The organism is Brachyspira pulli, from assembly GCF_036997785.1.
GTDB lineage: Bacteria > Spirochaetota > Brachyspiria > Brachyspirales > Brachyspiraceae > Brachyspira > Brachyspira pulli.
Genome location: NZ_JAWLQI010000082.1, coordinates 1 through 13,585 on the forward strand (window position 1 = coordinate 1; position 13,585 = coordinate 13,585).

The following is a 13,585-nucleotide window of genomic DNA, read 5'->3' on the forward strand; positions in this document are numbered from 1 at the left end:
AAGATTTTTTTTAATTTGTTACGTATTTCAACGCACGCAGAACTAAGTTTTAAACATAGATATATTTAAAATTTAAATCTAATTATATTAAAAATTTTGTTCACCGTGCGGTTAGTAATCTGTAATTCTAAATAAAGCTTGGGCGGGTGATAAAAAGATGATATAAACTTTTAAATCTAAATAAAGTTTAATAGCAAAATATATTAATAATTCTTAAAGGGCGGGGATTAGAATAGAGTTTAATTAAGTAAATATATTATTTTAACTTAAATATTAACCTTAACAATACAAACCCTATTATAAAACCTATAGGTAAAGATAAATACTCTAATATGTTTTTTATATTCTCATAATTTATAAAAATAATTAGCCCTGTAATTATAACAGATACAATGAGTGCTATTGTGGCAGGAATTAATTCTTTTTTAGACGAGCTATTTTTTGATAATAATATAAAACTAAGCAAATAACCTATAATAAGAGAGCCTGTGAACATAATAAATACTCTGTCTTCTTCAAGGTCAAGATCACTTTTGTATCTTCTTCTTATGTTTTGATATTCAATATCAGAGTCTGTATTATAATTATCTTCTATTATATAGTTATCTTCTATATAATTTAAATTATAAATGTTAATTTCTTTATTGTTATTATTTTTTATCAAATCATTATAAAATATGTAAGAAATTATAATAAATATTAGTATAATAGTTAATCTATTTGTTTTTAAGAAGTTCATTTTATTTCCTAAATATAACTGCTAAATATAATTTTACTATAATTTAAAACAAGTTTTATTTCAATAATATATTATAATTTACATAAAAATATATTTTTTACATTCTTGAATAATAAGCGATTTTATTATATAATATTTGATTATATTTGTAATATTAAAGAATTTTAAATATTATGTAAAGTTATTCAATGTAGTATGAGTATTTGCACTTTTTGGTACTTGACAAAGTCCACCTCGTAAGGTGTGCGGCGGGAAAAAGTACAAAATTAAATAAACTCTATGCTGCATATAATCCACAATAAAATACAATAAATAATGTAAAACTATTTATAATAAAAGAGGAAATAACTAAATGGCAAAACTTTCGCATCTGGAAAAAGAGTACATCAAGGCTAATTATAAAAGTAAAAGCATTGATGAACTCACAAAAAAACTAGAAAAAGACAGAGAATTAATAGAAGAATATATTAATAATCTGCAAAATAATCAAAAAACAAATAATGTAAAAAAAGAAAAAACAAGCACTAAAAATAATAAAAACACAGGAAGTATTATTTCTAAATTCTTTTCTAAAGAAGGAAATAATAATCAAGAACCTATTTTCAAAAGATACGAGGTAAAACCTTATCATCTTTCAAAAATAGATGCTATATTTGCTGCAGTTGCTTTTCTTTTCACATTCTTACTTTATTTGTTTACATTAACACCTTCGCTTTCAGCAGGAGATAACGGAGAGCTTACAACTGCTGCTTACTTCTTGGGTGTAGGACATGCTCCGGGATATCCTTTCTATACATTAATGTCCAAATTATTCACTTATATACCTATAGGAAATATTGCTTGGAGAACAAATTTATTCTCAGGTACTTGTGCCGCATTTGCAATGATTTTCTTCTATCTTATTATGGTTAAAGTATTAGGACAAAATAGAATAGAAAGAGGATTCTCTCCAATAGTACAAATACCTGCATTACTTGCAAGTGTTGCTTTTGCTATATCTGATAATATGTGGGCACAAGCTACTATGGCAGAAGTTTACAGTTTGAATATACTTCAAATAGCTTCTATGCTTTTAATACTTGTTTATTGGTTTGAAAATGTATGGAAACATGCAAGCGATGAAATTCCTTATTATGGAAGCAAACATTTAATGGCTTTCGGTTTCCTATACGGTGTAGCTCTTGCCAATCACCATGTTACTTTGCCTTTCGCTTTTGCCCCTCTTTTGTTTATAGCCGTTGTATTATTCTTAGTTCATAAAGACAGATATATTAATCATATAGAAACTTCATTTATATCAATATTTGTATTTTTGGTATTATTATTTATTGGAGGTTTCGGATACTATAGATTTATTATGAATTATGAGGCTTATTTATATTTCCCTCCTGGAGTAGCTTCTAATGATTCAATATTCTCTATAATATTTAAGCCTTTTGCTGATATGAATATAATGAGTGATATATTCACTGCATTGGCTAACGGTTCTTATTTAAGACCAGATATGATACAGAATTTAAAAGCTCCATTCTACCCTACTTTATATAAAGGTATGTTCTTAGTATTTTGGCCTTTATTCTTAGTATTAGTTTGGTGCTTAGTTTATAGATATTTCCTTTGCAAAATAGATAAATTCAATAATGATAATGACTTTATTACAGGAATATCAATAGTTTATTATAAAATGCTTTTAATGCTTGCAGTAGGCGTTATGATATATGCTTACATGCCTATAAGAGCAAGAGCATTACCACCTTTGAACTGGGGACAATTGAATGAACCTTCAGGCTGGGAAAATTTAAGTTATTTATTCAGTATGATACATAGAAAACAGTACGGTGCTTCCGGAAACGATGTTGCCGCTGCTTTCATACTTCACCCAGAACAAGTTAGTGCTTTGATAAATATATTCAAAACTCAATTAACTGCTTTAGGTTTATTATTCTTAATACCGGGATTATTCCAAATATTTAAGAAAAATAAATTTATGGGTATATTCTCAGTATTCGGACTTTTAAGTTTTGCCGTATCTTTAATGGCATATACTAATCCTCCTCCAAGTGTAAGAACTTTATCATTCGTTGAAGTATTCTTCTTGCCTGCAACACTATATATGATTGTAATAGTAGGTTTTGGTATTCAATGGTATATGGAATATTTCAATACAAATATAAAAAATGTATTGAAGAAAGCTTCAGAAGAAACTGCAGATACTTCATTAAAGCCTTATCATGCTATATCTCTTGTAGCAATATTGGCTATAATGATACCTATATTTGTAATGAATTTAAGCCGTAATAATAACTCAAAAGATTACAGCAACCATGACTATTCATACAATATGATGAACTCACTTCCAGACAATGCAATATTTGCAACAGAGGGAGGAGACAACCAAGTATTCGGACTTGTATATTATACTATGGTTGAAAGAAGAAGACCTGATTTAAAAATATATGACCAGAAAGGTAATGTATTTGAAAGAATATATGGTAACCTTATGAAAACAGACGGCAGATGGCTTGGCGATATTAGCGATGCTGTTGATAAAGATTTCATAGAATCAGGAAGACCTTATTATATGGCTTGGAGACGTGAAGGTCTTCATAGAATAGGAGATTACTATTTCAAGGCTTATGGTTTAGTATTCAAAGTTCAGCCTATTAAATATGCTTTAGTTGATGAATTAGAATTCTTTAAAGTACTTACTGTTAATGACTATAAAGACATTGCTAAAGAACATTTGAAAAGAGATTATGAGAATGACAAATTAGCAGCCGATTTAAATGCATTATTAGATGAAGGTTTAATTTCAGTTGCAAGAAAAAATATATATGATGGAAATGAAGAAATAACTTTTGTAAAAATGTATGAGCTTCCTTTCCCTCAATTTAAAACTGAAGAGGATTACTGGAACAGCTATACTATGCAAGGTACTCCTGAAGAAATTTCTCATTATGACTTCCTAACAAGAGAAATATTTGTAAGTTCTTATTCTCTTGCTAAAATAGATATGTATAATAGAAGAATAAAAACATATCAAAAATTATTAGGATTTATGGGTAATGGAAACACTGCTAAAAATGGCATGACAAGAGATGAAGCTAATCAAAAAATAGCGGAGTTCCAAGATTTAAAGAAACAAGAAGAAGATAAAATGCTTACTATAGGCTTTGATATGTCTAATGTATATTTTGCAGTAGGCAATCAGGCTATTATGGACGGCAATTATGAAAGAGCTGCTGCAATGTTTGAGGAGCTTATCAAATTAGAAAAACTTATTTATCCTGCTTATTTCAATTTGACTGCTTCTTATGAATATTTAGCACGTTCTAAAGATACTCCTTATGACAAAGAGGCTGAATATTTAAATAAAGCTAAAGATACTCTTGTTAGAGCAGAAAAAACTTTCCATAGAGGTAAAGATATGGGAGATGCTGCAAGAGAGCAGAATCAAACTTATCAGCAAATAAAACAATTCATGGCTAGAATAGATGCTCAGCTTAAAACTACAAGACAGCAGGCTGATGCTTTAAAAGAACAGGCTATGAAAGAGGATACTTTTGAAAGTTATTCTTCTTATGCTAATTACATATATCAAAACAGACAAGATATAGAAGAAACATTATGGGCTAAATTAGAAGCTAAAAAAAGAGCTAGAAATAAAGCTCAATTAGTTAATGTTAATAAAGATATATCTATTCTATATGCTAATGTAGGAGATATAACAAGTTCTATTAATACATTAAATGATACTTTAAAAATGCCTGATCTTACTAAAGACCAAAGAACAGGTTTAGAATTTGATTTAGCTAATATTTATCTCAACAATAAAATGTATGATGAAGCTGTAAGTACATATTCAAAATATACTAATGAGTTAACTCAAGACGGTGCTTTTGCTTTATATGCTATAGGTCATATATACATAGAACAAAACAAAATTGTAGAAGCTCTAAATATTTACAATGACTTCAAAAGAATAATGTCTCCATTAGCTGCTACTAATGATGTAATAGCTAATTTAGACAAAGATGTTGAAAGCAGAAGACTTCAGATAATGCAGTATTTAGGCACTATGAATATGGGACAATAAATATATAAACAATAACAAATTTCAAAGGCTTACTAATTAAATTTAGTGAGCCTTTTTCTTTTTAACTAAATTACATACCCCACCCTATAGGCTTTTTATTTAAATTTGTATTTTGCATTTTTAATTATCTTAATGCTTGCACTCTAAAAACAGTGCCCACCCAAGTTTTGATTAATTTTTTTGTTTTTTCACCGCACGGTAAATCAGCTTTTAAATATGGCTAAATTATTATTATAATAAAAATTATATTTAACATTTCATTTAACGTGCGTTGTGTAGGCATACAAGAAAAAATAACTAGGGCGGGCATGCTTTTTTAATTAAAAACAATAAAGAAATAGACATAAAAATACAATACAAAATCAATAGAGAATAAAGGGCGGGGAATGTAAATAAAGTTTAAAACTTATTCTTTAATCCCACCCTTTAGGCTTTAAATATATTCTGGCATTTATATATTATTTTTCTTTTAAATTTAAACTGTTATTTTAGCTGCCCACCCAAGTTTTTTTAAATTTGTTGTGCTATTACCGCACGCAGAATAAAGCTAAAATATAGATTTATTTGTAGTCCAAATTTTATTATTATTTTGATTCAGTTTACCGTGCGTTTAATGAATTTTAAAGTTAATTTAAACTTGGGCGGGTGCTAAAATTTATAATCAAGCGTAAAGATTATTAAAATAAAAATTCAAAATATATCAACAAAGAATAAAGGGCGGGTATTAGAAAAAAGTAAAAAAGATAATATTTTAATTAAATTTGACTTAATATTATAATTTATATATAATTAATTTACATTAAATAATTAAAGAAAATAAAAATTTGTCGCCGGATAAATTTTTAAAAAACGTTTGTATTCATACCGTAGGCCTTAGAAAGTATGAACGCAAACGTTTTTTTATTATGGGGTATTTTTTATGAATGTGCTTAATATGTTTATTAAATATGTATCATTAAATATACTTGGTATGATAGGATTATCATGCTATATACTCGCCGATACATTCTTCGTAGCTAGAGGAATAGGAGCAGACGGACTTACAGCTTTAAATATAGCCATACCTATTTTTAATTTTGTAAACGGATTAGGACTTATGATAGGTATGGGTTCTGCCACAAAATATGCAATACTAAAAACCCAAAACCGTGAAGCTAATACTGTATTCACTAATGCTTTAATTTATGTAATGATAATATCATCAATTTTTATAGTTATAGGACTTTTTTTGTCAGAAAATATTTCTTATATGCTTGGTGCCAGAAATGAAATACAAAATATGACCAATACATATATAAAAGTAATATTAATATTTTCCCCTATGTTTATGCTTAATAATGTGCTTTTGGGATTTGTAAGAAATGATAATCACCCAAGACTTGCTATGATGGGAATGCTTATGGGAAGTTTATTCAATATCATCTTTGATTATATTTTTATATTTCCTTTAAAAATGGGAATATTCGGTGCAGTTTTAGCAACAGGATTCTCACCTATTGTAAGCATATTAATATTATCAATAATTTTTATAAAGAAGCAAAATACTTTTTTTATTGTTAAGCCAAATATAAATATAAAAAAATTTTTTGAAATATCAGCATTGGGAATATCTTTCTTAATAACAGAAATCTCATCTGGTTTTGTTATGATAGCTTTCAATATAGTAATACTTAATATTAATGGAAATATAGGAGTAGCAGCTTATGGAATAATAGCCAATATAGCATTAGTAATAATAGCAATATTTACTGGTATAGGACAAGGTATACAGCCTATAATAAGCAGCAATTATGGAAACATTAAAAATATAAATAAAATATATAAATATGCACTAATTTTATCATCAGTCATATCAATAATAGTTTATATAATAACTTCAATATTTGCCAATGAAATAACATTACTTTTCAATAGAGATTCTAATGCAGAACTTCAAAAAATATCTGTTCAAGGACTTCATTTATATTTCACCGCATTTATATTTGTGGGATACAATATAATCACATGCGTATATTTCTCAGCTATGGACAGAGCAAAACCATCATTCATAATATCAATGTTAAGAGGATTTATATTCATAATGCCATCAATATTTATTTTATCATCAATCTTTAATATGATTGGAGTATGGATTTCTTTTCCAGCAGCTGAAATTTTAACAAGTATTTTTTCTTTGATATTTTTTATTTATTATAGAAAATCAAATAATGTATAATTTTGAAGTTGTTATAATTATTTATATAAAATGAAAGGGATAAAACTTTTTATTAAGTTATATCCCTTTCATAAATATTAAAGATTATGCCAATTAATTTACATTTCAACAACTAAAGCAGTACCCATACCGCCGCCTATACAAAGTGTAGCAAGACCTTTTTTAGAACCGCGTTTTTTCATCTCATATAAAAGTGTAGTAAGTATCCTAGCTCCTGATGCTCCTATCGGGTGACCTAAAGCAATAGCTCCGCCATTAACATTAACTATATCCATATTGAATTTCAACTCTCTTGCAACTGCAATAGATTGAGCTGCAAAAGCTTCATTACTTTCTATTAAATCCATATCCTCAACTGTAAGATTAGCCATTTTTAAAGCCTTTCTGCTTGATTCTATAGGCCCAATTCCCATTATTCTAGGTTCAACACCGCAAGTAGCATAACCTAATATTTTTGCCATTGGTGTAATTCCTAATTCAGCAGCCTTTTCTTTTGACATAAGCACCACAGCAGAAGCAGCATCATTAATACCTGAAGCATTTCCAGCAGTAACTGTTCCGTCTTTTTTAAATGCAGGTCTTAATTTAGATAAAGTTTCCATAGTAGTTCCGAAAGTTGGGTGCTCATCTGTATCAATTACTATTTCGCCTTTCTTAGTTTTTACAGTAACTGGAACTATCTCATCTTTAAATCTTCCGCTTTTAATTGCAGCCTCTGCCCTATTTTGACTTCTGCATGCAAACTCATCTTGTTCTTCTCTAGTAATTCCCCACTGTTCTGCAATGTTTTCAGCAGTAACGCCCATATGATAATGCTCGAATGCACATATAAGAGCATCATTCAAAAGAGTATCCTGCATCTTAGTTTCACCCATTCTAGCACCTGCTCTCATAGCTGAAGCAGTATAAGGAGCCATACTCATATTTTCAGTACCGCCTGCCACTACTATATCAGCATCTCCTGCTTTGATCATTTGTGCTGCCATAGATACAGCTCTAAGTCCTGAACCGCATAATATATTTATAGTTAATGCAGGACTTTCTACTGGTATTCCTGCATTAACTGATACTTGTCTTGCCACATTAGGAAGAAGTGCAGATTGTATAACACAGCCAAAATAAGTTTCATCTACTTGTTCTGGTTTTATATTAGCTCTTTTTAATGCCTCTTTAACGGCTATTGTACCTAATTCTACTGCTGATACATTTGAAAATGAACCCAAGAATTTTCCTACGGGTGTTCTTACAGCACTAGCTATAATTACTTCTCTCATATTATCTCCTTAAATAAAAAATATCATACTATAGTATAGTAATTAAAAATAGATTTTACAAGTATTTAATATAAAAAAGCAGTATTTAAATATTTAAGTACTTAAGAATGAACAAATCCTAAAGAATCAAAATGCATTTCTTTATTATTAATGTCTATAAATTTTATAAACTCATTAGATAATTCTGTAACTTTTCCTATTTTTATTAAATTGTTTTCTTCTGGTATTTCTTCTTCGCTTGTAAAAATAACAGCATAATCTTCTCCTCCAGTTAAAATAGACTTTAATACTTCTTTTGAATTATCAAAAAATCTATTAACTAAATGCCAATTAGAAGATTCATATATATTTATTGTAACTTTAGATTCTTCAGCAATATGAGAAGCATCTTGTAAAAGTCCGTCGCTTATGTCTATTGATGAGTTTATTTTGTATTTAGATAAAATATTCTGCCATTTATCATAAAAAAGTTTAGGCCTTAAATGAGTTTTTACACTTTCATCATTATAATCATAATTTCCAGATAAAAGTTTTTTTAATCCTAAATCACTTTCACCTACAAAACCAAGTACATAAACATTATCATTTATTTTAGCATTGCTTCTAAGTATGGATTTATTTTTTTCAGCAGTACCCATTAATGTAATTGATATAAAGAAATAATCATTAGAGCCTGTAATATCTCCGCCTGATATCTCTATATTATAAGGCTTACAAGCGTCTAAAAAACCTCTGTACCATTCAAGTATATTTTCTTCATTAATTTTTTTCGGTATAGAAAGAGATATAAAAGCATTCTTAGGATAAGCACCTTTACATATAATATCGCTAATATTCGCTTGAGCTGATTTATATCCTACATCATAAAAAGAATAATACTTCAAAGAAAAATGAATATTCTCAACTAATATATCCGCAGTTACAAGCACATCTGTATTTTCGCTCATATTTTTTATAACTGCACAGTCATCGCCTATATTTATATTATCTGTATTGTTATTATTTGTTAATTCTTTAATTTTTTGTATAAGTTTGAATTCCTGCATATTTTTAACCCATTTTATTATTTCTATAATTATAACATATTTTTTGATGATTTAATATAAGCAATAAAAAACAAACATTTATAAATATATACTGAAAATTTTTAACTTTGTCAATTTTTTTGTTGTTCTTTTTCCCGCCGCAAAAAGAACCAAAAAATGCAAGGATAGAATTAATACTAAACCATACTAATTTTGTTTTACATGTAATATAAAACTATTAATTTAAGCTAAAATATAGCCCTTGCTGTTGTGGAAATACCAGAATCGCAAAAGAAGTGTGGAGGATAGTCCCCACAAATAATAAAAAATAATAAAATAATTTTTGACAAAGTATATTTGTTTAGGTGTATCTTGATATAAAAAATCTATAAAGTATAATACAAAAATGATAATAGATATACTTACACTTTTTCCAAAATTTTATGAAAGCCCTATATCAATAGGATTAATTAATAATGCCATAAATGAACAAAAAATTCATTTAAACATTGTAGATATGAGAGTTTACGGCGAAGGCAATTATAAGAAATGCGATGATTATACTTACGGCGGAGGACCCGGTATGATTATGACTTATAATATATTTAAAAAATATTTTGATTCTCATGATAAAGGTCATACTTTAATATTTTCTCCCTCAGGAAAAACATTAACTCAAAATAAAGTTAAAGAATTATCCAATAAAGAGCATATTACTATGATACTTGGACATTATGAAGGGATAGATTACAGAGTTGAAAAAAAGTATTGCGATGAATCCATTAGTATAGGTGATTATGTTTTAAGCGGCGGAGAAATACCTGCTTTACTCCTTCTCGATGCTATTTCAAGATATAAAGATGTTATGAATAATAAAGAATCTGTTATAAGCGACACTTTTGAAGAAAATTCAAATGGTCTTTTGGAATATGAACAATATACAAGACCTGAAGAAATAGATAACATGAAAGTTCCTGAAGTGCTTTTATCAGGCAATCATAAAAATATAAATGAATACAGAAGACAAAGAAGTATTATAAAAACTTTTCAAAATAGAGCCGATTTATTTTCAAAAGTAGATTTAACTAAAAAAGATATGCAAACTATTTTTGATTATTTAAAAATGGATAATAAAAATCAACAAAATTAATCAATATAAATGGAGTAAATAAAATGCAGATAAGAAAAACTACAGTTCAGGATATTGACAGAGTATTAGAAATATTTGATTATGCCAGAAAATTTATGGCTGAAAATAATAATCCTAATCAATGGGTTAATGGATATCCTTCAAGAGAAGATGTAGAAAAAGATATAAGAAAAGACAGCAGTTATGTTTGCTTAGATGATGACAATACAATAATAGGAACATTTTGTTTTGTAATTGGAGAAGATGAAAATTATGATAAAATATATGATGGTAATTGGCTTAATGACAAAGAATACGGTACTATACACAGAATAGCAACTTTAAATGGCAGAAAAGGTGTAGCTTCATTTTGTCTTGATTACTGTTTCAAACAATGCTCAAATATAAAAATAGATACATACAAAGATAATAAACCTATGCTTAACTTTCTTGAAAAAAATGGTTTTACAAGATGCGGTATCATATATTTAAAAAGCAATAATGGGGAGAGAATAGCATTTCAAAAAAATATATAATTTTTTATCATAGTATCTTAAATAAATTCTTAATCTCTAATCATCATTTGGGCGGGTGCTATAATTTCTAATTAAACTATAAAGAATTATTAAAATCAAAATTAAAAATATAGTTATAAAGAATAGAGGGCGGGTAATGTAAATAAATTTTAAAACTTATTTTTAATCCCCACCCTTTAGGCTTTAAATCTATTCTGGTATTTCTATATTATTTTTCCTATAAATTTAAACTGTTATTTTAGCTGCCCACCCAAGATTTTTTTTAATTCATTATCTATTAACCGCACGCATAATAAAGCTAAAAATATAGATTTATTTATAATTCAAATTTCATTATATTAAATATTTCGTTTACCGTGCGTTAAATGAGTTTTAAAGTTAATTTAAACTTGGGCGGGTGCTGGAATTTCTAACTAAGTTACAAATATTATTAAAGTAAAAATTCAAAATAAAGTAATAAGGAATAAAGGGCTGGAATGTAATTAAAATTTCTTGGTATTGCTATTTAAGCACGTGCTACTGTTAGTACTCCTATTTTATTTATGCATTCAAGTTTCTTTATTTCTTTTGAAAGTTCATTTAAAGTAGAACCTGTAGTAAATACATCATCGATTATTAATAAATTTATTTTATTTTTTGAATTAAAATCTTCATTTACAACAAATGCATTTTTTATCATATTAAGTCTGTCTTCTTTACTATTTAAAGAACTTAATGCTTTTGTTTCTTTTTTGCGGTATATAATATTATTGATTAATCGTACATGTAAAATATCTGATATTGTATGAGCAATTAACTCGCTTTGATTGTAGCCTCTTTCCAAAAATCTCTTTTTTCCAAGAGGCACAAAAGTCAAAGCATTATATCCTTTTATATAAGATTTATAATAATGACTGAGCATAGCACCAAAATCTTTGCATAATAGGTATCTATGCTCAAATTTCATTTTATGAATTAAATCTACTGTATGATCATTATAATGAAGCATAGATTTACATTCATCAAAATAAAGTTCTTCATCTTTACAGCTGCATATTGATTTTCTGCTCTCTAAAACTTTTCCGCATTTAGGGCATCTTATATATCCGTCTCTATGTATATAATCCAAATTTTTATTTATACAATCAATGCATACATAATTCATATTTCTGCTTCGCATTAAGTCTCCGCAGATTATGCAATGATTCGGAAATATCAAATCCGCTATATTGTGAAAAAGAAAATTAAACATTATTTTACTTGTATCATAGGTGTAACGCCGGAACCTGAAACTTGAGGCATTTTACCGTCCCATTTCTCTATATACATTCTTTGTATTAAAAGAGGTGTTAAAGATTCCTGCATTATTCTGTTTGCTTCTGCTATACCTTTAGCTTTAGTAACTTCAGCTTCTGCTTCGTATCTTACTTTTTCTAAATCATTTTGTGCTGTTAAAGCATTTTGAGAAGCTATTAATTTTCTTTCTATAGCCTGATCAAATTCATCAGAAAAATCATGCTCTATTATAGAACAAGCAGCAACAGTTATACCATAATCTTTAAAATCACTCATAACCTCTTTTAAAAGCTCTCCAGCCATCTCATTTCTTTTTGTTATGAATTCTTCTATAGTATATCTTGCTGAAACTGCATTCAAACTTTCAGATATTCTAGGATTAACTAATTTGTTCTTATAATCTGTACCAAATTTTCTAAATAATTCTAAAGCATCTCCTGTGATAGAATACTGAACATTTAAAGTCATTGATATAGTTTGCATATCTTTTGATGATACTGCATAAGTTTTTTCTACTGTTTGTTCTCTTACTTCCATAGTTTTGATAGTATCTATAAAAGGCACCCTAAAATGAAGTCCTGGCTCTTCCTCAGATATTGCTTTTCCTAATCTGCTTCTAATACCAACTTCACCTGTAGAAACTATTGTTACACTAGAAAACAATAAAAATCCTACAACTAAAACTATAGGCAAAATTACAAAAAGTGCTGAATGTAATTTGTTCATACCTACATTAATAATTTTCATAAACCTTTTCCTCCTAAAAAATAATATGAAATATACTAAAATATAAATAATTTTTTTGCAAGTAAAATAGGAATAAATTATTAAACATATTATTTTTAATCCCACCCTTTAGGCTTTCAATTTTTGCTGAAATTTCTGAACTATTTTTCTTTTAAATCTAAACTCTTATTTTAGCTGCCCACCCAGATTTTTTAATTCGATGTCTATTCACCGCACGCAGAATAATACTAAAAATATAGATTTATTTATAATCCAAATTTTATTATATTATTGATTTAGTTTACCGTGCGTTAAATGAATTCTAAATTTAATTAATGCTTGGGCGGGTGCCAAAATTTATAATTAAATAGTAAAGATAATTAATACACTAAATTCAAAATAAAGTTTCAAACTTTAAAGGGTGGGCATGTAAATAGATTTTTAAACTTATTTTTATAAACTTTTATATACTAAACGATATAAAATAGTCCATATTGGTACTTTTCTAAATTAAATAAAATGTAAATTATAATTATGTAAATACTCATAAATTACCAAAAATACTTGAAA

The 13,585-nt window shown here is 27.6% G+C and carries 9 protein-coding genes; 4 read left to right on the forward strand and 5 right to left on the reverse strand.

What is annotated here, in order from left to right:
* Positions 1 to 256: 256 nt before the first annotated feature.
* On the reverse strand, positions 257 to 739 hold the full coding sequence (locus R4K56_RS13470) for a hypothetical protein (protein ID WP_335772882.1): 483 nt from the start codon (positions 737 to 739) through the stop codon (positions 257 to 259).
* A gap of 352 nt (positions 740 to 1,091) precedes the next feature.
* Between R4K56_RS13470 and R4K56_RS13475 the strand changes: the two genes are divergently transcribed.
* Both R4K56_RS13475 and R4K56_RS13480 read left to right on the forward strand, forming a co-directional pair.
* Positions 1,092 to 4,835: a protein O-mannosyl-transferase family gene (locus R4K56_RS13475; protein WP_335772881.1), complete on the forward strand. Its 3,744-nt coding sequence runs from the start codon at positions 1,092 to 1,094 to the stop codon at positions 4,833 to 4,835.
* 919 nt (positions 4,836 to 5,754) lie between these two features.
* The gene (locus tag R4K56_RS13480; protein ID WP_335772880.1) at positions 5,755 to 7,050 is read left to right on the forward strand and encodes an MATE family efflux transporter; all 1,296 of its coding nucleotides are present in this window, start codon (positions 5,755 to 5,757) and stop codon (positions 7,048 to 7,050) included.
* A gap of 98 nt (positions 7,051 to 7,148) precedes the next feature.
* Here R4K56_RS13480 and R4K56_RS13485 read toward each other — a convergent pair whose 3' ends face one another.
* Positions 7,149 to 8,324, reverse strand: coding sequence for an acetyl-CoA C-acetyltransferase (locus R4K56_RS13485; protein WP_335772879.1), 1,176 nt, complete (start codon positions 8,322 to 8,324; stop codon positions 7,149 to 7,151).
* 101 nt (positions 8,325 to 8,425) lie between these two features.
* The gene (gene thiL, locus R4K56_RS13490; RefSeq protein ID WP_335772878.1) at positions 8,426 to 9,370 is read right to left on the reverse strand and encodes a thiamine-phosphate kinase; all 945 of its coding nucleotides are present in this window, start codon (positions 9,368 to 9,370) and stop codon (positions 8,426 to 8,428) included.
* A 385-nt stretch (positions 9,371 to 9,755) separates the two neighbouring features.
* On the opposite strand from thiL, the gene trmD reads away from it, so the two are divergent.
* Together trmD and R4K56_RS13500 are read left to right on the forward strand one after the other, a co-directional pair.
* On the forward strand, positions 9,756 to 10,499 hold the full coding sequence (gene trmD / locus R4K56_RS13495) for a tRNA (guanosine(37)-N1)-methyltransferase TrmD (protein ID WP_335772877.1): 744 nt from the start codon (positions 9,756 to 9,758) through the stop codon (positions 10,497 to 10,499).
* Between the two features lie 23 nt (positions 10,500 to 10,522).
* Positions 10,523 to 11,014, forward strand: coding sequence for a GNAT family N-acetyltransferase (locus R4K56_RS13500; RefSeq protein ID WP_335772876.1), 492 nt, complete (start codon positions 10,523 to 10,525; stop codon positions 11,012 to 11,014).
* A 505-nt stretch (positions 11,015 to 11,519) separates the two neighbouring features.
* Here the strand turns inward: R4K56_RS13500 and R4K56_RS13505 are convergent.
* Together R4K56_RS13505 and R4K56_RS13510 are read right to left on the reverse strand one after the other, a co-directional pair.
* Entirely contained in the window at positions 11,520 to 12,245 is a 726-nt protein-coding gene (locus tag R4K56_RS13505; protein ID WP_335760900.1) for a ComF family protein, read from the reverse strand.
* On the reverse strand, positions 12,245 to 13,036 hold the full coding sequence (locus R4K56_RS13510; protein WP_297300365.1) for a prohibitin family protein: 792 nt from the start codon (positions 13,034 to 13,036) through the stop codon (positions 12,245 to 12,247). Before R4K56_RS13510 ends, R4K56_RS13505 begins: the two co-directional genes overlap by 1 nt.
* Positions 13,037 to 13,585: the final 549 nt, after the last annotated feature.

Coding starts and splice junctions, on each gene's coding strand:
- R4K56_RS13470 (WP_335772882.1), bottom strand. CDS start 739: ATGAACTTCTTAAAAACAAATAGATTAACTATTATACTAATATTTATT.
- R4K56_RS13475 (WP_335772881.1), top strand. CDS start 1,092: ATGGCAAAACTTTCGCATCTGGAAAAAGAGTACATCAAGGCTAATTAT.
- R4K56_RS13480 (WP_335772880.1), top strand. CDS start 5,755: ATGAATGTGCTTAATATGTTTATTAAATATGTATCATTAAATATACTT.
- R4K56_RS13485 (WP_335772879.1), bottom strand. CDS start 8,324: ATGAGAGAAGTAATTATAGCTAGTGCTGTAAGAACACCCGTAGGAAAA.
- thiL (WP_335772878.1), bottom strand. CDS start 9,370: ATGCAGGAATTCAAACTTATACAAAAAATTAAAGAATTAACAAATAAT.
- trmD (WP_335772877.1), top strand. CDS start 9,756: ATGATAATAGATATACTTACACTTTTTCCAAAATTTTATGAAAGCCCT.
- R4K56_RS13500 (WP_335772876.1), top strand. CDS start 10,523: ATGCAGATAAGAAAAACTACAGTTCAGGATATTGACAGAGTATTAGAA.
- R4K56_RS13505 (WP_335760900.1), bottom strand. CDS start 12,245: ATGTTTAATTTTCTTTTTCACAATATAGCGGATTTGATATTTCCGAAT.
- R4K56_RS13510 (WP_297300365.1), bottom strand. CDS start 13,036: ATGAAAATTATTAATGTAGGTATGAACAAATTACATTCAGCACTTTTT.